We start from the raw sequence: 20,302 nt of genomic DNA, 5'->3' as shown, positions 1-20,302 counted from the left end.
GCCGGCGCATGCGCCCCGGACGGGGGCAGCGCGCCCTCCTCACGCCACGGCCCTGCCATCCTGTCCGCCCAGGAGGACGGCCAGCTCCTCGGGCACGGACACGACGACGTGGCCGTCCTCCCACGCCGTCGCCTGCTGCACGGCGGCACCCGGGCGCCACCAGTAGACGTGCGGGCTCAGGGGCGCCACCTCGTCCTGGGCAAGGACGGCGTTGAGCTCGAGCATCGAGCGGATGCCGGCGCGCGAGACGCTGCCCTCGGTCACGCTGAACGCGATCATCCTCAGCGCGGGGACGCTGAAGAGGACGCCGCGCGGACCCGGCTCTATCCCGAAATGGGCCATGAGCCGGTCCGGGTAGGCCATCCACGATGCCTGGCGGGGGTGATCGGACTCGAGCAGCAGCACGGCCGTCCCGTCACGGACGAAGGCCTCTCCCCTGCCCAGTCCCGCTTCGAAGAGGTTGGATTCCGCGGCCGCCCAGGCCGCCTCGGGCCCGCCTGCCTTCGCGAGGTGGTCATCGGCGACGTAGACGGAGGTCTGGTCGTGGCGGATGGCCAGGATCAGGGGCAGTCCTCCCACGTCGCGGGCGTACGTGTGCGCTTCGGCAAGCTGGCCCGGCGGGACCCGCTCGGGTGCCACGAAGCGCGGGAATAGCCGTTCACGCAGCGCCGGCCCCGCGTAGCCGAGGCCCCCGCCTGCCGCGCCCCCATGGACTGCGGCGTCCAGGAGCTGGGCGACGACGGCCGCCACCATGGCACCCCACTCGGCTTCGGGAAGCCGCAGTGCCTCGCGGGCAATGGTCGAGAACCCCAGCTGCGCGCCCGGACCGGTGAACGGGCCCCCGGTCACTGCCACATGGGTCCCACGGTCCCAGGCCCGGTATCCGCGGCTGCGGACGGCCTCGGCCGCATGCGTTCTGAGGGCATCGGCCTGGCGCCTGCTGAACTCGGGCAGGTGCCGGTCCTGCGGCTCGTCCTCCCCGCCCACGCCCGCGGGCACCGAGGGCCCGCTCGTGCCGGCGGCCGGCGCTCCGCGGCCGCCGCGTATCCGATGGCGCTGTCCCTTGCCCATGCCGTGCACCCCGTTCCGTGGATTCCGGTGCCCCGTCGGCACCTGGTCCCGACGCTACGGAGCGGCCGCCCGGGAGAGGACCCCGGGCCCGCCCTATGTGGACAACTCCGGCGCCGACGGGAGCGGCGCCGACAGGCCCGGACGCGAAGCGCCTCTGGCGGGAGAACAGCACGGCTGTAGTCTGGCGCCATGGCGACACCCCGCGACGCCTGCCGACCCCAGCCTCCCCACCGGGGTCTGCCCCTTCGCCCCGGCAGCCTCTGGCTCTACGACGTGGCGCGCCGTGCCTTCACCGGAATCCGAAACCTCGCCCGCGTGCGGGTGACCGCCACGGGTCTCGACGACGTGCCGCCGGGCCAGGTGGTGCTCGCGATCACCCACTTCGGGTACCTCGACTTCGTCTTCGTCGCGCTGCTGTGGTGGGAGCGGCGACGTGACCGCCTGAGGTTCCTCGTGGGCGCGCGCCCCTACCGGAGCCGTCTGCTGGGGGCCGCGATCTCGGCGTGCGGAGGGCTCGCCGTGGTCGGCAAGCCGGGCCACGCGAGCCTCAGGGCGTCGCTGAGCACTTTGGACGCCGGCTGGAGCATTGCCCTCTTCCCCGAGGCAGGGGTGAGCAGGAGCTTTACCGTGCGCACGTGCCACACCGGCGCGGTGCGGATGGCCCTCCAGACCGGCGTCCCGCTCGTTCCCGTGGGCGTCTGGGGCGCCCACCGGATCATGACGCGGGGACACGGCGCCACGACGAGACGCGGCGCGGGCTCGCTCAGAGCCCTGTGGAAGGCGCCGATCCGGATCCACTTCGGCGCCCCCGTGGATCTCCTCGGGACCGCTGGTCCCGAGGACGCCGGACGGCGCCTCCAGGCGGCCCTCCAGTCCGCCGTCGACACCGCGGTGCTCGACTTCCCGCTGGGACACCCCTCAGGGGCGTGGTGGGTGCCGGCGAAGTTCGGCGGCGGGGCACCGACCGAGGCCGAGCGTGACATCTGGGACGCCCGCGACGTCATGGAGGGGCTGCGCCCCGACCGCGACAAGATGTAGCCCCTGGCGCTGAGGGGTCACTTCCCTCTGGGAAATGACCCCTCAACGCAGGGAAATGACCCCTCAGTCCCCGACGGTGAGGGTCTCGGGCCCGACCTGTTCGGCCGCGCCCGCCTCGAGCAGCGGATCGATGGCGGCCCGGACGGCACCCATGGCGTCGTCGACCTCGAGCCGCACGGGGTGCTGGTAGGCGACAAGCGCGAGGAGTCCGCGCACGGCGTCCTCGGCGTCGGCCGGGTCGAGGCGGACCTCGTGGCCGAGCAGCACCTCGCTCGGCTGCTCGGCGGCAGCGCTGGACGGGCCGGCATAGCTCACCGCGAAGGCCCGCAGCCGGCCCTTCTTCGACGGCGTGACCCCGGCCCCGAACGCGCTCCCGGCCGGGGCGCGCAGCACCACGGCTCCGTGGGCTCCGGCAGCATCGGAGAGGAACAGCTGCTGGGCCCGGCCCACGCTCAGCGGAGCGGGCGGGTCCCACTCGTGCACCGCCATGTAGTAGCGGCCGACGGCGTCGCTCAGCTCGACCGAGCCGGTCGCCAGGTCCTCGACGAGCGGGGAGGTGTCGTCGCCGAGCCCGGTGTCCGCGGCCGGCGAGTCGCCGAAGACGGGAAGCTTGAGCGCCCCCGGCCGCACCACGACCTCGCGGGAGCGCTGGAGCAGGCCGAACCCGCGGGCCTCGGCGAACGCCGCCCCCGCGCTGCCGGCCTCGACCTTCGAGCGCAGGCGCGGGGCCCCTCCGCCTGCGGCCTCGGCGATGCGGGCGGGCACGTCGGCGGTGCACCCACGCAGGCGCTGCAGGAGCTCGGTCCCGATGCCGGCCCGGCGATGGTCCCGGGCAACCTCGACGTACACCCATAGCCGGGCCGGGTGGAGCGCAGCCTCGTAGACGACGCCGGCCGCCACGGGAATGCCCTGGTCCTCCGCCACGATGCAGCGGCGCCATGCGGCGGCGGGCGACGGCGCGGCGTCGTCCGCACCGTCCGAATCCGGCGCGAAGGCGCCGCGGAACTGCGCGGGCGAGGCCCCCTCGGCGTCGCCCCACAGCTGCAGGAGGGTGCGGTCGTCGCCCTCGCGCCAGGGCCGATAGGTCAGCTGTGCCACGCCCGCGTCACTTCCCGAGCCGCTCGAACAGGTAGCCGGTCACCTTGTCGAGGGAGACCCGCTCCTGGCTCATCGAGTCGCGCTCGCGGATCGTCACGGCGTGGTCCTCGAGCGTGGCGAAGTCCACGGTGATACAGAACGGGGTGCCGATCTCGTCCTGGCGGCGGTAGCGGCGGCCGATCGCACCGGCGTCGTCGAACTCGATGTTCCAGTGCCGGCGCAGCTCGGCGCCGAGGGCGCGGGCCTTGGGCGAGAGGTCCTCGTTGCGCGAGAGCGGGAGGACGGCGGCCTTGACGGGGGCCAGGCGCGGATCGAGGCGCAGGACGGTGCGCTTGTCCACGCCGCCCTTCGTGTTGGGCGCCTCGTCCTCGGTGTACGCGTCGACGAGGAAGGCCATCATGGACCGGGTGAGGCCGAACGAGGGCTCGATCACGTACGGCGTGTAGCGCTCGTTCGTGGCCTGGTTGAAGTAGGCGAGCTCGTGGCCCGAGGCCTTCGAATGGCTCGAGAGGTCGAAGTCGGTGCGGTTGGCGACGCCCATGAGCTCGCCCCACTCGTTGCCCTGGAAGCCGAAGCGGTACTCGATGTCGATCGTGCCCGCCGAGTAGTGGGCGCGCTCGTCCTCGGGGACGTCGAACTTGCGCATGTTCCCGGGGTCGATGCCGAGGTCGATGAACCAGTTCCAGCAGGCATCGACCCAGTGCTTGAACCACGTGTCCGCGTCAGCAGGGGCGGTGAAGTACTCGATCTCCATCTGCTCGAACTCGCGGGTGCGGAAGATGAAGTTGCCCGGCGTGATCTCGTTGCGGAAGGCCTTGCCGATCTGGCCGATGCCGAACGGGGGCTTCTTGCGGGAGGTGGTCACGACGTTGTTGAAGTTGACGAAGATGCCCTGCGCCGTCTCGGGGCGCATGTAGTGCAGGCCCTCCGCGTTGTCGACCGGGCCCAGGAAGGTCTTCATGAGGCCGGAGAACATCTGCGGCTCGGTCCACTTGCCGGCCGTCCCGCAGTTCGGGCAGGTGATCGAGGCCATGCCCTCCTCGGGGGCTCGGCCCTTCTTGGCCTCGTAGGCCTCGATGAGGTGGTCCTGGCGGAAGCGGTGGTGGCACTGCAGGCACTCGACGAGCGGGTCCGTGAACGTCGCGACGTGGCCCGAGGCCTCCCAGACCTGCTTGGGCAGGATCACCGAGGAGTCGAGCCCGACCATGTCCTCGCGGCCGCGGACGAAGGTCTGCCACCACTGCTCCTTGATGTTCTCCTTGAGCTCGACGCCGAGCGGACCGTAGTCCCACGCCGAGCGGGACCCTCCGTAGATCTCACCCGCCTGGTAGACGAATCCGCGGCGCTTGGCCAGGGAGACAATCGAGTCCAGTGCGGTCTTGGGTGCCAAGGGGAATCCTCCGAGAGTGCTCAGGCCGCTGGGTGCGGTCCGTCGGGTGTGTGCCTCCAAGACTACCGGCGGAACTGGCGGCGGTCCCACGGGAGGGTCGCCACGACCATCGCCCCCAGCGTTGCGAGGGTCCCGATCACGGTCGGGAGGGCGATGGTGCTGCCGGCCACGGGCGCGGCGGCGTCGAGGGCGAGGGAACCAAGGAGCTGCCCTGCGATCATCCCGAGCCCGGTCAGGAGCACCCCGAGGTGCCGGACGAGCACGGCGGCCGCGCCGATGAACACGACCCCGAGGGCGCCGCCCGTGTAGTACCACCAGTCGCCGGGGAAGTCAGCGGGCAGCGGCCGGCCGGGGCCCCCGGCTGCGAGCTTGATGCCCCACGCGAGCGCGAGGCCGACGATTCCCGAGATGAAGTTCATGAGCGTGGCGGCCAGCGGGCTGCGGTACGCGCGGGCGCTTGCGCCGTTCATGGCCGACTGGAAGCTCTGACCGAAGCCGGCCGCCGCCGGGAGGACGATGACCGCGAGGAGCGCGGCCGGGTCGGAGACGGCAAGCTTGGGGGCCACGGCGTAGGCGACGGAGGCGAGCGTGAGGACGGTGGCGAGGAGCCGCAGCCCGGTCAGCGGCCGCCTCCGCCCCTGCGCGAATCCCGCGCGGTCCACGAGGAGCCCGCTGATGGTCTGGCCGGTGACGGCCGCGATGGTGAACACGGCGATGCCGAGGATGCCGACGGTGAAGGTCTGGGCGACCACGAAGAGGGCCCCGCTCAGGCCGGCGCCGAGGTACCACCAGGGGACGCGGCGGTCCCGCACGGCGGGGACGATCTCGCGGAGCCCGTCCCGGCCGGACGGCAGCAGGAGCGCGACGGCGAGGAGGAGCACGAGTCCCGTCGCGAAGCTCGTCACCGCGGCCTCCAGACCGTCGCCGACACGGAGGCCGAGCGCGCCGTTCACCCGGCCCTGGGCCGGGATGGCGACGCCTGCGGCGATCGCCACCGTGAGCCACACTGGCAGGGGAACACGGCGGGCGTCAGTCACGCCGCTAGCCTAGAGTTGCAGCATGACGCCCCGCGAATCCTCCCGTCCCGCCGGCCAGCCCTCGCCCCGCGACGGCGCCGAGGAGACCGTCGAGATCCGGGAGGGGACGATCCGTCTCGGCCAGCTCCTCAAGCTCGCCTCGCTCGTCGAGGACGGCGTCGAGGCCGCCGAGCTCATCCGCCACGGCCTCGTGAAGGTCAACGGGGAGATCGAGGAGCGTCGCGGGCGCCAGCTCGGCGTCGGCGACTCCGTGGAGGTCAACGGCCGGAGCGTCCGCCTCGTCCCGCAGCCCTGACCGGGCGGGCCCTCAGCCCTTGAGGACGGAGAGTTCGAGGAACTCCTTGACGTGGGCGATCTCGGGGGCGCTGACGCTGTGGCCGATCCCCGGGTAGGTGACCTTGGTGAGCTGCACGTGGCCGCGCACCCAGCCCATCGTGTACTCGACCTTATCCTGGGTGATGACGGGATCGGCCTGGTCTCGGCCCCAGAACATGGGGAGCGTGCCGTCGAGCTCGCCGTCGAGGAAGTAGCCGTAGCCCTCCGCGGGGGCGCCGCCGGCGGAGGGGTCGATGGCGAAGCCGGACAGGCCCACCACCGCGGCGAAGTCGTGCGGGCGGCGCCGGATGAGCGAGGTGGCCATCGCCATGCCCATCGAGAAGCCGAGCACCGTCACCGAGCTGTGCTGGCTGCGGACGTCGTCGAGCCAGGCGAGGACATACTCGGTCGCCGCTTCGACGGCCTCCATGGCGAAGTCCTGGGCCGCCATCAGCGGGAACCACTGGTACGCCCCAGGAGCCAGCTCCTGCGGGGCGCGGAGGGAGGCGACGGTGAACTGCTCGGGGACGTAGGGGGCGAGTCCCATGAGGTCCGCCTCGTTGGAGCCGTAGCCGTGGAGCATCACCAGGAGCGGGGTCCCCTTCCGCTCCTCCTCGGGTCGGCTCCAGAGGGCGACATGCTCGGGGTAGTGGGCGGGGAAGAGGGCACGCCGGGCGTCGGCGGGGGCGTCAGTCATGCTCACCATTGTCACACATAGTTGAAACATCAACTATATGGGAACGGGTCGGCCTTCCCGAGGTGCGCGGCCAGCGCCCGGTTGAACTCGCCGGGGAGCTCCAGGTGCGGCGAGTGCCCGCAGCCGGCGAGCTCGACCTCGGTCACCGCTCCCCCGGCGCCACGGTAGGCCTCGAGCACGTGGCGGGTCTGCGAGACCATCGGCTGGGCGGGCGCGGCCTCCTCGCCGGGCCAGCCCGGGATGGCGCCGAGCCGGCCGAGGACGTTCGCATCGAAGAGGGATGCGTCCGAGACGATCGCGTCTGCGTCGCCGTGGATCCACAGGATGGGCGGCTTCTCGGCGAGTTCCACGATCGGGGAGAGATCGAGCCTGCCCGGGGCCATCGTGTTGAGCACGCCCCACTCGCCCGGGGCGAAGCCGGGCCACGAGGACGACGCCGTGGACGTGCCCGGGTAGTTGCCCTCGCCGATCGCCGTGGTCAGCATCGAGGCCACCCACACGTCCTCGTGCGGGGACTCGAAGCCCGCGTGCACGTAGGTCGCGCGGAAGACGGACCGCGGCGACGTGGGTGCGTCCGCGCCGGTGTCGCCGGCGCCGAGCCGGGCCACGAAGTCGGGGTTGACTCCCCCGGCGCCCGTGCCGGCGTCGTCGTCGGTGAGCCGGCGGCCGTCCGCGCCGGCCGTGCCGCCGAAGCCGTACGGCGAGACGGGGGCCTGGAGGGTGAGGGAGCGCGCAGGGTTGTCGAGGGCGTACTGGAGCACGACCCCACCGCCCATGCTCCACCCGACGAGGTGCGGGACGCCGAGGCCGAGGGCCGCGATCACGGCCTCGAGGTCCTCGCTGTAGTCGCGCAGCCCGCGGCGGGCGTCGACGGGGAGCGTCTCGCTGCCGCCGAACCCGCGCAGGTCCACGGCCACCGCGCGGAACGCCTCCGGCAGGTCCAGCATCGCCTGCTGCCAGAACAGCGACGAGGAGACGTTGCCGTGGACGAACACCACCGCGGCCGCATCGGCGGGGTCGCCGTCGCGTTCGAGGACCTGGGCTTCGTAGCGCGGGGTCGGGACCCGCCGGGCAGTGATGCCGTCGAAGAGCATGGCGCCACAGTAGCCGGGAGCCGACCAACGCGGAAGGGCCAACCTGAAAGACCATTCAGGTTACTTGCGCGGCATAATGCAGGCATGACCGTCGAACGCGAGGCCCCAGCAGAAGCCGGTCTCCCCGAGGGGCGCCGGCACCCGTGGCACCGGTACGTGGCGCTCGGGGACTCGTTCACCGAGGGGATCGGGGATCCCGATCCCGAGAACCCCGGCCGCCACCGCGGCTGGGCGGACCGGCTGGCGGAGGAGCTCTCGCACGGCACCGAGGATTTCGCCTATGCGAACCTCGCGATCCGCGGGCGCCTGCTGGGCCGCATCCTGGACGAGCAGCTCGAGCCGGCCCTCGCGCTCCAGCCGGACCTCGTCTCAGTCTCCGCGGGCGGCAACGACCTGCTGCGGCCCGGAAGCGACCCCGACGCCCTCGCGCTCAGGCTCGACGCCGCCGTCGGACGTCTCGCCGACGCCGGCGCGACCGTGCTCCTCTTCAACGGTCCCGACATCGGCTCGACGCCCGTGCTCTCCGCGATCCGCGGCAAAGTCGCCATCTACAACGAGAACCTCCGTGTGGTCGCGGCGCGCCACGACGCGGTGGTTGCCGACATGTGGGGCCTGCGCCAGCTCTCCGACCCGCGCATGTGGGACACGGACCGGCTCCACTTCTCCCCGCTCGGCCACCACACCATCGCGATCATGGCGCTCGAGGCCCTCAACGTCCGGCACGGCCTCGAACCTATGGACCCGAGCCCGGTGCCCGTGCGCACGTGGCGGGCGGCCCGGACCGAGGACCTGGTCTGGGCGCGCGAGTACTTCGTCCCGTGGGTGATCCGCCGGCTCCGGCACAAGTCGAGCGGGGACGGCATCCTCGCGAAGCGGCCGACGGCGGAGCCCGTCTTCGGCGCCGGCGCTCCCCTCGGCTCGGGGGAACCGAGCTGACCGCAGGCCGGGTGCCCAGGCGTCCACCCTGGCGCCCAGCGGGCCCACAGGCGGCGGCGTAGGCTGGTGGCATGAACGGGAACTGGATCTTCTGGGTCGTCATCTTCTGGTGGGTGATCCCGATGGTGATGCGGAAGATGCGCCAGTCCGGACCCGGGACGGGGCGCCCGCCCTACCCGCAGGACCGCCGGGGCCACGACGGCCAGGACCAGTACCCGCAGGGCCAGTACCCCGGGTACCCGCAGACGCAGGCGCCGCCGCCCTATCCCCAGGATGCCCAGGGCCAGCTCCCGGAGGGGCAGGGCACGGCGGCGCAGGGCCAGCCGGGCGTGCCGTGGTGGCAGCAGCCACTTCCCCCGGGCTTCCCCGGACAGCCTGCCCCGCAGGCCCAGCCCGGCGCCCCGACGCAGCAGACCCAGCCGGCGCCGCGGGCCCAGCGGGCTCCCGAGCCCGTGGAGGCCGGTGCGCCGGACGATGCGCCGCAGGGCTACCGGGCCAAGAAGCTCGCCGAGCTCGACCGGCAGTTCTCCGAGCAGAAGATCTCGCTCGAGGAGTACATGAAGGCGCGCAACGAGGTCATGCGCGGCTGACGCGGCGCAGCAGGAGGGCCTGCACGGGGCACAGGTCCACCGCGTCCTTGGCGGCTTCCGCGAGCGCGGTGGGAACGGGCACGTCCCGCCCGCCGCGGCCCACCGGGTAGCCCCAGTCGTCGCGGACGAGGAGCTCGGGCAGAAGCTCCGTGCAGAGGCCCCTCCCCTCGCAGCGGGTGAAGTCGATGTGCAGCTCGAGCTGCGTGCGGCTCATCGCTGCCACCCCTGGACGCAGGAGCCGCCGAGGTGCGCGTGGACCTCGTCGCGGAACACCGACAACGTGCTCCGGACGAACCCGGCGGCCCCGTCGGGGTGGCGGCATGCGCCGCGGCCCGTGATGAGGCCCGCGAGGCGCTCGGCCTCGGACGCGAGCCATGGGGTGCGCTCGCCCCCGGCGATCCGCTCGACGACCGCGGCCATGGCGGGCAAGCCGAACATGCACGGCCCGCACTGCTGCGCCGAGCTGTCGGCGAGGTAGCGGGCGATCGGCGCGGCGGCCGCGAGGCCGCACCGGCCCTGCGCGAGCGCGAGGAGCACCCCCGCGCCCGGGCGGCCGCCGTAGCGGGCGAGGCCCGCCGTCGTCATGGGCCGGTCGAAGCCGCTGCTCGGGACCCAGGCGCCGTGGAACCCGCCCACGAGGACGGCGGCGGTGGACGCCGGGTTCACTCCCCCGGCCTGGAGGATCTCGCGGACGGTCGCCCCGCCGGGGACCTCGAGCACCGCCTCGGCGGGGACGTCCCCCGCCAGGCTCACCAGGCGCGTCCCGGGATCCTCCCGGGTGCCCGTGCTCCGGAACCACGAGGCCCCGTAGCGGGCCACGAGCGCGAGGTGGGCCAGCGTCTCGATGTTGTGCAGGAGCGTGGGCTGCCCCCTGTACCCGCTGCTGCTCAGACGTTGGGTCGTGTCCCGTGGCAGGGCCGGGCCGCCCTCGAGGGCTGAGACCACCGCGGTGGCCTCTCCGGAGATGAACGTCCGCGGGGCCTCGACGAGCCGGACGCGCCGGGCATCCCGGCGTTCGGCCACGGCGTCGCGGACAGCCGCGAGCGAGTCGGCGGGGGCGTAGAGGAACAGCTGCGAGGCGCCCAGCGCCTCCCCGGCGTCGAGGAGCCCGTCGAGCACGAGGTGCGGGGCCCAGCGCAGGAGCGCGGCGTCCTTGCGGCTCACGGGCTCGCCCTCGGCACCGTTGGCGATGACCACCGGACGGCGCCCGCTGATGGAGGAGAGCTTGCGCCAGGCGGGGAACCCCGCTCCGCCGCGGCCGGCGAGTCCGGAAGACTCGAGCTCGGTGAGCAGCGTCCCCCGGGTCCAGTCGTCCCGCCGTGCGCCGTAGGCCGCCTCGTGGGCGGCCCTGCCGGGGCCCGTCGCGGCGAAGAGCCGACCTGTGCCGAGGGCGGGGAGTCTGATGTCCGTCGCTGCCGTCGCTTCCATGGGTGCCGTTCCCTTCAGGCTCGCCCGAGCCGGGCGGCGGACGTCTCGGCGAAGCCGGCGCTCAGGCGCCAGACGACGGCGCAGGCCACGGCGCCCGCGCAGCCCCAGGCGTAGGCTTGGAACCAGAGGTCCACGGCGTTGGTGCCGGTGCCGAGGGCGTGGGCCAGGCCGATGGGCCACATGCCGTAGGCGGCCCAGTGGATGGTCCTGAACACCCGCTGGCCGAGGCGCTGCCGCAGCAGTCCCGTCACCACGAGGGCGAGGACGAGGTCCAGTGCCACGGTCCCGAGGCCCACCCAGAAGGGGTTCCAGGCGGCGATGAACGGCACCACGACGTCGGGGAGGGCGAGCTTGGCGTGCGGGTCGAGCAGGAGGGTGCCCACGTGCAGGGCCAGGAAGACCACGGCGGTCAGGGCGGTGCTGCGGTGGACGAGCGCCACGGAGAAGCGCGGCAGCCCGAGGAGAGTGCGGCCGGAGCGGCTCACGATCCCGAGCACGAGCACGAGGGTGAAGAGCCCGAGGGAGACGATGCCGCCGGCCCGTCCGATGGCCCACATGATCTCGTTCATTCCCGCGCCCCCGCCGCCGGCGCGGCGTCGGAGCAGCTTCGCGGTGCCGGCCAGCCGCCGAGCTCGATCACGCCGCCGTCGTCCCTCACGAGCCGCGCGGGGAACCCGAGGTCGCGCAGCCGCGCCACCGCCTGCTCTCCCCGCACGATCGCCGCGGTGCTGGCCATGTTCGCGCTCAGGCAGTCGGGCGCTGCGACGGTGACGCTGCGCCACACCGCGGGGGCCGGGAGCGCCGTCCAGGGATCGAGGATGTGGTGCGCCCCGGCTCCGCGGCGGCGCTTCTGGGTGCTCGAGGTCGCCATCGCCCAGCCGCCGGTGAGCCGGACCTGCGTCGCTGGGTCGCCGGGGAGGTCCTGCACCAGGACCTCCCACGCGTCGGCCCCGGCCGTGGCGATGTCCCCGCCGAGCGAGACGAGGACCGAGGTGCCCAGCTCGTCGTGCACCTGCCGGGCGGCGAGGTCGGCGGCGGCGGCCTTCGCCGTCGCGCCGAGGTCGAGGACGACGCCGGGCGGCACCGTCAGGCTGTTGCCGTCCAGGGCGACGTCCCGCCAGGTCTCAGCCGGCCGGGGGCCCGGCGCCGCCGGGGAGCCCGCGTGGTCCGGCGAGCCGAACCCCAGAGAGGCGAGTTCACGCCCGAGGGTGGGGACGACATCGCCCTCGCTGCGCTCGGCGGTCTCGAGCGCGGCGCGGAGGAGGTCGGCGAGCAGCGGACTCGCCGTGCCGCCGCCGGCGCGCTGGAGCAGGGCGAGCTCAGAGTCGGCGCGGAAGCTGCTGGCCGCCTCGTCCACGCGGCGCAGGAGTGCCCGGACACCGGCGAGGGCCGCGGGCAGCGCGGAGGGCTCTGCGACGGCCACCCGGCAGGCGCACGTGAACGCCTCGAAGTCGGCGTGCGCCGCCATGTCAGGATCCCGACGACTGGCCCATGGGCGCGCCGCCCTGGGACGGTGCGAGGCCCTGGGTGCCGGACTGGTACTGCTGATGGCGGCCGTGGCGCACTCCGCCGCTGTCCAACGGGCCGCCCGTGGTGCCGCTGCCGTCCTGCCCGGACACGCCGCTCTGGCCGGAGTCGTCCGAGGAGCCGGACCCGCCGGGGTTCGTCACGCCGGGGACAGCCGCCGGGACGTAGACGGCGGCGGCGATCGCCCCGACGCCGAACACGCCGCTGGCGCCGACGGCCACGGCGGCCAGACGCGCCCGGCGCCGGCCCGTCTCGCGGATGCTCTCACCCATCAGGTCCTCCTCTGGTCTTCTTCCAGCATGGAGGACGCAGTTGTAGCTTGGGCGGGAGGAACCTGTGTGGTTCCTGTGCCTCAGCCTCATTCGGGTGCAGCCGGGACGGCCCCCGGAGTGGGGCCGTCCCGGCTGCTCAGAGGGTGAAGACGCTCCTGCGCAGTTCCGCGCCGAGCTGGCCGATCTCGGTCAGGAAGCCGTCGTGGCCGATCTTCGCGTCGATCGAGTGCACCGGGACCTCGCCCGGGAGGGCGCGGGCGAGCTCGTCGCTCTGCTCAGGGAAGTAGAGACGGTCCGAGTTCACGGAGGCGAGGAAGAACTCCGCCTTGGCTCCGGCAAGGGCACGCTGCAGGCCGCCGCGGCCGCGGCCAACGTCGTGGCTCATGAGCGCCTCGGTGAGCGCCACGTAGCTGTTGGCATCGAAGCGTCCCACGAGCTTCTCCGCCTGGTGGTCGAGGTAGCTCTCCACCTGGTAGCGGCCCCGCTCTGCCGCGCTGCCCGGCGCCTCGAGCGGATTCTCGGCGCCCTGGCCGCGCCGCCCGAACCGGAAGTTCAGCTCGGCCTCGGAGCGGTAGGAGATGTGGGCGATGCGCCGGGCCAGGCCGAGGCCCGCCACCGGGACGGGACCGCCGTAGTAGTCGCCGCCGCGGTACGCCGGGTCCTGGCGGATGGCGAGGAGCTGCGCCTGCGCGAGGGCGATCTGCTCGGCGGTCGAGTACCCGCCGATGGCCACCACCACGCAGTGGCGCACCCGGTCCGGGTACATCGCGGCCCATTCGAGGGCACGTGCGCCCCCCATCGACCCTCCCACCACGGCGTGCCAGCGCCGGATCCCCAGCCGGTCGGCGAGGCGTGCCTCGGCGCGGACCGAGTCGCGGATCGTCACGAACGGGAACCGCGACCCCCACGGGACCCCTTCGGGATCGAGGCTGCTGGGGCCGGTGCTGCCGTAGCAGCCCCCGAGCATGTTGGCCGCGACGACGAAGTACTTCTCGGTGTCCACGGGCTTCCCCGGCCCCACGAGCGCGTCCCACCAGCCGGGTTCCTCGCCGTGGCCCTGGGCCACGTGCGTGTCGCCGGTGAGGGCGTGCTGGATCAGCACGGCGTTGGACGCGTCCGCGTCGAGGGTGCCCCACGTCTCGTAGGAGAGCTCGACCTCGGGGAGCGCGCCGCCGGCCTCGAGCTGGAGGGCCCCCACGCCGGCGGTGAGCACGACGCCGTCCTGCCGCGGCGCCGTCGTCCGCTCGCCGCCGCGCGCGGCAGCCGGGCGGGGCGCCCCCGGGCGGTCGAGGAGCGTCACGCGACGGGCTCCGCGACAGCTTCCTCCTGCCGGGCGCCGTCCCGGGACTGCCCGACGGCCGCGGCCGCGGCGAAGCCGGCCTCGAGGTCGGCGAGGATGTCCTCGATGTTCTCGAGCCCCACGGCGAGGCGCACGAGTCCGGGGGTGACGCCCGCGGCACGCTGCTGCTCGGCCGTGAGCTGGGCGTGGGTGGTGGAGGCCGGGTGGATCACGAGCGAGCGGACGTCGCCGATGTTGGCCACGTGCGAGTGCAGCGACAGGGCGTCGACGAAGGCCGCCCCCGCGGCGGCGGGGTCCACGCCGTCGGCCGCCGCGAGCTCGAAGGAGACGATCGCGCCGGTGCCCTTGGGTGCGTACTTCCGGCCGAGCTCGTGCCACGGGCTCGAGGGCAGGCCCGCATAGGCGACGGACTCGACGTCGGCCCTCGCCTCGAGCCAGCGCGCGACCTTCTGGGCGTTCTCGACGTGGCGCTCGACGCGCAGGGAGAGGGTCTCGATGCCCTGGGCGATGAGGAACGCGTTGAACGGCGAGACCGCGGAACCGAGGTCGCGGAGCAGCTGGACGCGGGCCTTGAGGATGTAGGCGAGGTTGGCCCCGAGGGCGCCGCCGACGCCGAGGTCGCGGGCGAACACGAGCCCGTTGTAGCTCTCGTCCGGGGTGTTGAAGCCCGGGAAGCGCTCCGGGTCCTGGGCGAAGTCGAAGCTGCCGCCGTCCACGATCACCCCAGCGATCGCGGAACCGTGGCCGCCGAGGTACTTCGTGGCCGAGTGGACCACGACGTCGGCGCCGTGCTCGAGCGGGCGCACGAGGTACGGGGTGGCCACCGTGTTGTCGATGATCAGCGGCACCCCGGCCGCGTGCGCGGCGCCGGCGACGGCCTCGATGTCCAGGACGTTCTGCCGCGGGTTGGAGATCGACTCGGCGAAGAACGCCTTCGTGGCGGGCCGGACGGCGGCCTTCCACTCGTCCAGGCTGTCGGGGTCCTCGACGAAGGTGACCTCGATGCCGAACTTGGCGAACGTGTGCTTGAGCAGGTTGTACGTCCCGCCGTACAGGCTCGCGCTCGCGACCACATGGTCGCCGGACTCGGCGACGTTGAGGAGCGCGTAGGTGGTCGCGGCCTGGCCCGAGGAGAGCAGGAGCGCGGCGACGCCGCCCTCGAGGCTCGCGATGCGCTGCTCGACCGCGTCCTGGGTGGGATTGCCGATACGCGTGTAGATGGGGGCGAGCTCCGCGAGGGCGAAGCGCTTCGCGGCGCTCTCGGCGCTCGGGAACACGAACGAGGTGGTCTGGTAGATCGGCAGGGCCCGGGCGCCGGTCTCGGCGTCCGGGGTCTGGCCGACGTGGATCTGGCGGGTCTCGAAGGACCACTGGGGGTTGCTGGACATAGCAAGCTCCTTTGCGCTGCGCTTGACCGGCGGCTCTCGCCGGCCCAGGTCTTCACCCGGGGCACCCCACCGCGGCGGGAGGGTTGCCGGCCAGCGAACCGGGGTTTGGCGCTGGCACTCATGACCTATGGCTCGAGTGTAGGGGCGCCCGCGAGGGGCCCCGAAGACTGTGACCGTCTGTGACTTGGCTCCCCCAGGGGCCCCGTCAGCCCTCCATGAGGCGGCGGCGGTGCCGCAGCTCCCTGACCCAGGCGCGGGTGACGGCCGCCGCGAACGGCGAGGGGCCGCCGTCGGCCGCATCGAGGTCCGACACGAGCGGGCCCGCGGCCCGCAGCGCCGCCGCGAGCACCCCCTCGGCGGCGCGGGCGGGGAGGCCGAGCTCGTGCGCCCACGCAAGGAAGTGCCGCCGGGAGATCCCCGTGCGCTTGCCGCCGAGCGGCAGCGCGAGCGACTTGTCCCCGTACGGAACGGTCGAGGGGATGTCGTAGACGGGGGCAACGGCCCACTCCCCCGGCACCGCCAGCCCGCGGACCACCGAGACGTTCTTGGCGTGGAGGTCGCCGTTGCCGGTGAGCCACGCGAAGGCGCCCTGGAGGGCGAGGCTCCGCAGTGCCGGCAGGGGCGCGGCGCACTGGGCGGCGACCGCGCGGCAGAGCTCCTCGTAGCTCACGTTGTACTTGTCCGCGGGATACAGGCCGAGCAGCTGCGAGCCGTCCTCGACGGCCAGGCGGAGGACGCCCGCCGCCGCGTCCGCCGTGCGGGGAGGCCGGTCGAAGCGCTCGACGAGCAGGCCCGCCCGCCCCGCGACGTCGTGCACGAGCCTGACCGGGCTCACCGGGATCCGCAGCCGGGCCGCGTAACGGTACATGAGGTGCTCGTTCTCGACCACGTGCGGGAACTCGGGCGCGTTGAGCTTGAGGATGTAGCTCCGACCGGACTGCGCCGCGGGCACCGAGATCATCCCCGCGCTCACCTTGTCCTGGACGCCGGCGAGCGCCTTGGGGTCCACGAGGTTCGGATCGTCCAGGAGCCTGGCGAAGTCCGGGGTGCGGCGCGGGTCGAGGACCACGGCCTGCTCGTCCGGGCCGCTCGGGGCGCCCGCGCCGGGGCCGGCCGCCGTCTCCGTGCCGGGCAGCGGCTCGCCGTGGGGGACGATCTGCACGTCGCCCACAGGGTCCGAGCCGGCGGCCATGAGGAGCCCGAGCTCGTCGTCGGCGCTCGTCTTGACGGCCCGGCGCAGCGAGGCGAGGCGCCGCCCCTCGGGCAGGAGGCCGGTGAAGAACGGCGGCACGGCCCCGGCGCCGGTCACGACCGGGCGGCTCGTGAGCGGGAGTGTGCTCGCGACCGGTTCGCCTCCGGAGGAGACGTAGGCGGGCAGGTAGGCGAAGCGGGTCCCTCCCTCGAAGCGCTCGAGCCGGGCGGCGAGGACGCCGGCCTTGTAGACGTCGGCGATCCGGTGCCTCGTCACGGTGCCTCACCGCTGCCGGCGAGGCGCAGCTCGAGCCCGAGCGCGCCGAGGACCGCTTCGAGGGCGTCGAGCTGGACGCTCGCCTTGGCCTGCTCGACGAACCGGACGAACCGCTCGCTCACCCCGGCGAGCTCGGCCAGGTCCTGCTGTGTCAGTCCGAGCGCCCGACGGCGGGCCCTCACCTCGCCGGCGACCGTCCTGCTGAGCTTGCCCACAGGCCTCCCCGCTTCCCGGCGGCCCACCGTCTGGCGCCGCTTCCCGGACCCTGAACGCGGCGGGATCACCGGCACGAACGTTCCGCTCACCAGCTTGCGCGGGCCGATCCTGTGAGTCAAGCCACAGGGAAGCCCGGCGACCGGCACGTTCGTGCCGCTTGCGCCGCTGCGCGAGCGGGAGGTTCTTAGAACGGTCTTAGACGGCCGGCTCCATGATGGGCTCATGATGACCTCCCGCGACGCGTCGGCCCGGCCGGGGGCCTGGGCCGGCCTCCCGGTCCGCAGCCGGCTCCTGTACCTGCCAACGCTCAAGCACTGGATCCTCGTCCCGGTCGTGATGAGCGTCGTGGTGCTGGCCCTGGGCTTCGCCGCGACCACGAGCGCCTACACGAACGCCGAGTTCAACGTCGATGCGTGGATGAGCCTGCACCACGTGCCGTGGATGAACACCGTCTCGCTGGCACTCGAGCAGATCCTCGGCCCCAAGGGCGCCATCGTGATCCTCGTCGTGGTGCTCGCGGCCCTGTGGTTCGTCCGGCGCACCCCGGTGGACGCGATCGCGGTCGTCGGCATCACGGGCTTCGGCTGGGTCTACAGCCTCATCTTCAAATACGCGGTCCACCGCCAGCGTCCCGACCAGGGCCTCCTCGCGAACCCCATCTCCGACGCCATGGACCCCAACAGCTTCCCGAGCGGCCACGTCTGCTTCGCCGTCTCGCTCACGATCGCGCTGTACTTCCTCCTGAGGCACACGCGATGGGGCGTCTGGGTCCTCGTCGTCGGGTTCGCGGCCTCGGTCTTCGTTGCGTGGACCCGCGTGTACGTGGGTATGCACTACCCGATGGACGTCCTGGTCTCCTTCCCCGCCTCGATCGCCGGGATCTTCCTCTTCGCGGGCCTGTGGAACCGCCTCGTCCCGCCGGTGCTCGCCAAGCTGCCCTTCATCACCCGACTCGAAAGCCGCTGATACCACCATGCTCGATCCCACTGCACTCCTGACCGGAGCCGGGCCCTGGGTGCTCGGCGTGGTCGCCCTCATGGTCTTCATCGAGTCCGGCCTCCTCTTCCCCTTCCTGCCCGGGGACTCCCTCCTGTTCACCGTGGGCCTGCTCCACGTCCAGCTCGGGCTGAGCCTGCCTGTGCTCATGCTCGTCGTGGCGGCCGCGGCGGTCGCGGGCGACCAGGCCGGCTACCTGCTCGGCCGATTCGTCGGCAAGCGCTGGTTCCGCGCCGACGCGCGCGTGCTCAAGCTCTCCTACCTCGACAGCGCCGAGGAGTTCTTCGGCCGGTACGGCGGCCGGGCCCTCGTGCTCGCCCGGTTCGTGCCGATCGTGCGCACCTTCATCCCGCTCGCGGCGGGCATGGCGCACTACCCCTACCGCCGGTTCATCGGCTGGAACGTGCTCGGCGGCGTCGCGTGGGCGGTGTCCATCACGCTGCTGGGCGTGTGGCTCGGCCACGTCGAGTTCATCGCCAAGAACATCGACATCCTCTCCGTGCTGATCGTCGCGGCCTCGGTCATCCCCATCGGCCTCGAGATCTGGCGCCGCCGCCGCAAGGCCGCCCAGCCGGACCCCGCCCCGGTGGGGGCCGAGCAGGACTGAGCCGCCGACCGCGCCGCCACGGCGCCCGGAAGCCGCGCTTGGCACAATGGCAGCCATGACCGCCACGCCCCGCGTCCTGCTCGTCGAGGACGATCCCCAGCTCGGCCCGCTCATGGCGGAGCTGCTCCGTGACGACTTCGACGTGGTCCTCGCCCCGGACGGGCGCGAGGGCCTCCGGCTCGCGCTCGGCGAGGACTGGGATGCCCTGGTGGTGGACCGCGGGCTCCCCCTCGTGGACGGCGTCTCGCTCGTGAAGTCGATCCGTGCCCGGGGGCTCGCGGTCCCGGTCCTCATCCTCACCGCGCTCGGCAGCGTCCCCGACAAGGTCGAGGGCCTCGACGCCGGCGCCAACGACTACCTGGTCAAGCCCTTCGACTCCGACGAGCTGGCCGCGAGGCTCCGCGCGCTCACGAGGACCTACGCGCCGCCGGCCCCCGCGCTGCTGGCAGTCGGCTCGTGGGACCTCGATCCGGCGGCGCGGGTGCTCACCTCGCCGTACGGGCACCGGGTCGAGCTCTCGGCGGCCGAGGCCTCCCTGCTGGCGCGCCTCGCCGCCGAGCCGGACCGGGTCCATTCGCGCGCCGAGCTCCTCGCGTCGGTGTTCGACGCCGGCGACACCCCCGGCGTCGTCGACACCTACGTCCACTACCTCAGGAAGAAGACGGACAAGACCGTGATCAGGACCGTCCACGGAGTCGGCTACCAGCTCGGCGGCCTCGAATGACGGCGCCGGCACGCAGCGTGCGCCCCGGCTTCCCGCGGCGCCGCCCCGCGAACTCGGACGAGGCCGCGCTGCGGCGGGCCGCCCTGAAGGTGGGACTGCAGATCGCGGCGGCCGTCGCCGTCGTCGTCGTGCTCCTCCTCGCCGCCGCCGCCGTCTTCATCTGGGTCAAGTCCCAGCCCTCCGAGATCGCCGCACACGCGGCGCGCAGCGGGCAGCAGCTCCTGCTGGACACCGTGGACGTCTTCGGCGCGCTCGTCGCGGGCGGCGTGTTCGGGATCGTGCTCGCGGGCGTCGTGGGGGCGCTCGTCGCGCGGCAGGCCGTCAAGCCGCTGGGCGAATCGCTCGCCCTCCAGCGCAGCTTCGTCCAGGACGCGAGCCACGAGCTGCGCACGCCGCTGACCGTCCTGAACACGCGCATCCAGCTCGCCCAGCGGCGTCTGGGCCCCGACAGCGAGGCGGCGGGGGTCCTCGCCGAGCTGCGCGCGGACTCGGCCAAGCTCGCCGCCGTCATCGAGGACCTCCTGCACAGCGTGTCCGGCGGACCGGACATCCCTGAGACGCCGACCGACCTCGCTGGGCTCGCGCGCGACGTCGTGGCCGACGTCGCCGTGCTCGCCGGCGAGCGGGGCATCGCGGTCGAGGCGGACACGCCCGCCGGTGCGGTTCCCGTCGCCGTCGCCCCCGCCCCGCTGCGGCGGGTGATCGTGGCGCTCGCGGACAACGCGGTCAAATACACGCCCGACGGCGGCCGGGTCACCGTCGGCGTGCGGGTCTCCGACGGCGGGCGGGGCCCGGGGACGACGGCGCTGCTGACTGTCGCGGACACTGGCCCGGGGATCGCCGGGCCGGCACCCGAGCGGGTCTTCGACCGCTACGCGGGCGGCGGGACGGCGTCGCCGGCCGGGCGTCGGAGCTTCGGAATCGGCCTGGCGCTCGTCCGGGACATCGCCGTCCGCAACGGCGGATCGGTCCGCATCGCGGAGACCGGCGCGGCCGGGACGACCATGGAGGTCTCGCTCCCGCTGGCGCGCTGAGACCGGTCCGCCCACGTCCCATCTCGATAAGGCGCCCCTAAGCTGAGGCGCCCATCACAAAGTGGCACCATGACTT

General features: G+C 73.4%; 23 protein-coding genes and 1 riboswitch. Of the genes, 8 read left to right on the top strand and 15 right to left on the bottom strand.

The features are described 5' to 3' along the window. Nucleotides 1–39 precede the first annotated feature (39 nt). Nucleotides 40–1,071 carry a hypothetical protein gene (locus tag J2W21_RS04725; protein ID WP_307113353.1) on the bottom strand — a complete coding sequence of 344 codons (1,032 nt, stop codon included), beginning with the start codon at nt 1,069–1,071 and terminating at the stop codon, nt 40–42. 189 nt (nt 1,072–1,260) lie between these two features. Here J2W21_RS04725 and J2W21_RS04720 point away from each other — a divergent pair, with 189 nt between their 5' ends. Further along, nucleotides 1,261–2,109 (top strand): lysophospholipid acyltransferase family protein, encoded by an 849-nt coding sequence (locus J2W21_RS04720; protein ID WP_307113352.1) that lies wholly within the window; start codon nt 1,261–1,263, stop codon nt 2,107–2,109. A gap of 63 nt (nt 2,110–2,172) precedes the next feature. On the opposite strand, the gene J2W21_RS04715 is transcribed toward J2W21_RS04720, so the two are convergent. The 3 genes from J2W21_RS04715 to J2W21_RS04705 form a co-directional block, all read right to left on the bottom strand. Beyond that, a complete protein-coding gene (locus J2W21_RS04715) occupies nt 2,173–3,207 on the bottom strand; it encodes a GNAT family N-acetyltransferase (RefSeq protein WP_307113351.1) in 1,035 nt (344 codons plus the stop codon). 7 nt (nt 3,208–3,214) lie between these two features. Beyond that, nucleotides 3,215–4,597, bottom strand: coding sequence for a glycine--tRNA ligase (locus J2W21_RS04710; protein WP_307113350.1), 1,383 nt, complete (start codon nt 4,595–4,597; stop codon nt 3,215–3,217). Between the two features lie 62 nt (nt 4,598–4,659). Continuing rightward, nucleotides 4,660–5,634 (bottom strand): DMT family transporter, encoded by a 975-nt coding sequence (locus J2W21_RS04705; protein ID WP_307113349.1) that lies wholly within the window; start codon nt 5,632–5,634, stop codon nt 4,660–4,662. A gap of 22 nt (nt 5,635–5,656) precedes the next feature. On the opposite strand from J2W21_RS04705, the gene J2W21_RS04700 reads away from it, so the two are divergent. Next, entirely contained in the window at nt 5,657–5,929 is a 273-nt protein-coding gene (locus J2W21_RS04700; RefSeq protein WP_307113348.1) for an RNA-binding S4 domain-containing protein, read from the top strand. 12 nt (nt 5,930–5,941) lie between these two features. Here J2W21_RS04700 and J2W21_RS04695 read toward each other — a convergent pair whose 3' ends face one another. Together J2W21_RS04695 and J2W21_RS04690 are read right to left on the bottom strand one after the other, a co-directional pair. Beyond that, the gene (locus J2W21_RS04695) at nt 5,942–6,646 is read right to left on the bottom strand and encodes an alpha/beta hydrolase (RefSeq protein ID WP_307113347.1); all 705 of its coding nucleotides are present in this window, start codon (nt 6,644–6,646) and stop codon (nt 5,942–5,944) included. 29 nt (nt 6,647–6,675) lie between these two features. Further along, nucleotides 6,676–7,740 (bottom strand): alpha/beta hydrolase, encoded by a 1,065-nt coding sequence (locus tag J2W21_RS04690; RefSeq protein ID WP_307113346.1) that lies wholly within the window; start codon nt 7,738–7,740, stop codon nt 6,676–6,678. An 84-nt stretch (nt 7,741–7,824) separates the two neighbouring features. On the opposite strand from J2W21_RS04690, the gene J2W21_RS04685 reads away from it, so the two are divergent. Together J2W21_RS04685 and J2W21_RS04680 are read left to right on the top strand one after the other, a co-directional pair. After that, a complete protein-coding gene (locus J2W21_RS04685) occupies nt 7,825–8,676 on the top strand; it encodes an SGNH/GDSL hydrolase family protein (protein WP_307113345.1) in 852 nt (283 codons plus the stop codon). 71 nt (nt 8,677–8,747) lie between these two features. Next, nucleotides 8,748–9,266, top strand: a complete 519-nt coding sequence (locus J2W21_RS04680; protein ID WP_307113344.1) for a hypothetical protein — start codon at nt 8,748–8,750, stop codon at nt 9,264–9,266. Here the strand turns inward: J2W21_RS04680 and J2W21_RS04675 are convergent. The 9 genes from J2W21_RS04675 to J2W21_RS04635 form a co-directional block, all read right to left on the bottom strand. Beyond that, nucleotides 9,253–9,480 carry a ferredoxin gene (locus J2W21_RS04675; RefSeq protein ID WP_307113343.1) on the bottom strand — a complete coding sequence of 76 codons (228 nt, stop codon included), beginning with the start codon at nt 9,478–9,480 and terminating at the stop codon, nt 9,253–9,255. The genes J2W21_RS04680 and J2W21_RS04675 overlap by 14 nt on opposite strands. After that, nucleotides 9,477–10,694: an NADH-ubiquinone oxidoreductase-F iron-sulfur binding region domain-containing protein gene (locus tag J2W21_RS04670; protein WP_307113342.1), complete on the bottom strand. Its 1,218-nt coding sequence runs from the start codon at nt 10,692–10,694 to the stop codon at nt 9,477–9,479. The genes J2W21_RS04675 and J2W21_RS04670 overlap by 4 nt, the downstream gene beginning before the upstream one ends. A 14-nt stretch (nt 10,695–10,708) precedes the next feature. Beyond that, nucleotides 10,709–11,263: a ferric reductase-like transmembrane domain-containing protein gene (locus tag J2W21_RS04665; RefSeq protein WP_307113341.1), complete on the bottom strand. Its 555-nt coding sequence runs from the start codon at nt 11,261–11,263 to the stop codon at nt 10,709–10,711. Further along, complete coding sequence (locus J2W21_RS04660; RefSeq protein ID WP_307113340.1) at nt 11,260–12,162, bottom strand: FAD:protein FMN transferase; 903 nt, start codon at nt 12,160–12,162, stop codon at nt 11,260–11,262. The genes J2W21_RS04665 and J2W21_RS04660 overlap by 4 nt, the downstream gene beginning before the upstream one ends. A gap of 1 nt (nt 12,163) precedes the next feature. Next, a complete protein-coding gene (locus tag J2W21_RS04655; RefSeq protein WP_307113339.1) occupies nt 12,164–12,493 on the bottom strand; it encodes a hypothetical protein in 330 nt (109 codons plus the stop codon). A 136-nt stretch (nt 12,494–12,629) separates the two neighbouring features. Beyond that, the gene (gene metX, locus J2W21_RS04650; RefSeq protein WP_373423060.1) at nt 12,630–13,793 is read right to left on the bottom strand and encodes a homoserine O-acetyltransferase MetX; all 1,164 of its coding nucleotides are present in this window, start codon (nt 13,791–13,793) and stop codon (nt 12,630–12,632) included. Beyond that, complete coding sequence (locus J2W21_RS04645) at nt 13,790–15,181, bottom strand: bifunctional o-acetylhomoserine/o-acetylserine sulfhydrylase (RefSeq protein WP_307113338.1); 1,392 nt, start codon at nt 15,179–15,181, stop codon at nt 13,790–13,792. The genes metX and J2W21_RS04645 overlap by 4 nt, the downstream gene beginning before the upstream one ends. Before the next feature lie 13 nt (nt 15,182–15,194). Beyond that, a riboswitch (SAM riboswitch) is annotated at nt 15,195–15,307 on the bottom strand. Nucleotides 15,308–15,386: 79 nt separating this feature from the next. Next, the gene (locus J2W21_RS04640; RefSeq protein WP_307113337.1) at nt 15,387–16,649 is read right to left on the bottom strand and encodes a type II toxin-antitoxin system HipA family toxin; all 1,263 of its coding nucleotides are present in this window, start codon (nt 16,647–16,649) and stop codon (nt 15,387–15,389) included. After that, nucleotides 16,646–16,864, bottom strand: a complete 219-nt coding sequence (locus J2W21_RS04635; RefSeq protein WP_307113336.1) for a type II toxin-antitoxin system Y4mF family antitoxin — start codon at nt 16,862–16,864, stop codon at nt 16,646–16,648. Before J2W21_RS04635 ends, J2W21_RS04640 begins: the two co-directional genes overlap by 4 nt. Nucleotides 16,865–17,087: 223 nt before the next feature. On the opposite strand from J2W21_RS04635, the gene J2W21_RS04630 reads away from it, so the two are divergent. Genes J2W21_RS04630 through J2W21_RS04615 form a run of 4 tightly spaced genes read left to right on the top strand, consistent with a single transcriptional unit; the run spans nt 17,088 to nt 20,226 of the window. Then, nucleotides 17,088–17,831 carry a phosphatase PAP2 family protein gene (locus tag J2W21_RS04630; RefSeq protein WP_307113335.1) on the top strand — a complete coding sequence of 248 codons (744 nt, stop codon included), beginning with the start codon at nt 17,088–17,090 and terminating at the stop codon, nt 17,829–17,831. A gap of 7 nt (nt 17,832–17,838) precedes the next feature. Further along, on the top strand, nt 17,839–18,468 hold the full coding sequence (locus J2W21_RS04625) for a VTT domain-containing protein (RefSeq protein ID WP_307113334.1): 630 nt from the start codon (nt 17,839–17,841) through the stop codon (nt 18,466–18,468). A gap of 55 nt (nt 18,469–18,523) precedes the next feature. Next, the gene (locus J2W21_RS04620) at nt 18,524–19,192 is read left to right on the top strand and encodes a response regulator transcription factor (protein WP_307113333.1); all 669 of its coding nucleotides are present in this window, start codon (nt 18,524–18,526) and stop codon (nt 19,190–19,192) included. Further along, nucleotides 19,189–20,226: a sensor histidine kinase gene (locus J2W21_RS04615; protein WP_307113332.1), complete on the top strand. Its 1,038-nt coding sequence runs from the start codon at nt 19,189–19,191 to the stop codon at nt 20,224–20,226. Before J2W21_RS04620 ends, J2W21_RS04615 begins: the two co-directional genes overlap by 4 nt. Nucleotides 20,227–20,302: the final 76 nt, after the last annotated feature.

The organism is Sinomonas atrocyanea (assembly GCF_030811715.1).
Lineage (GTDB): Bacteria > Actinomycetota > Actinomycetes > Actinomycetales > Micrococcaceae > Sinomonas > Sinomonas atrocyanea_A.
This window is presented reverse-complemented; position numbering and strand designations above follow the sequence as displayed.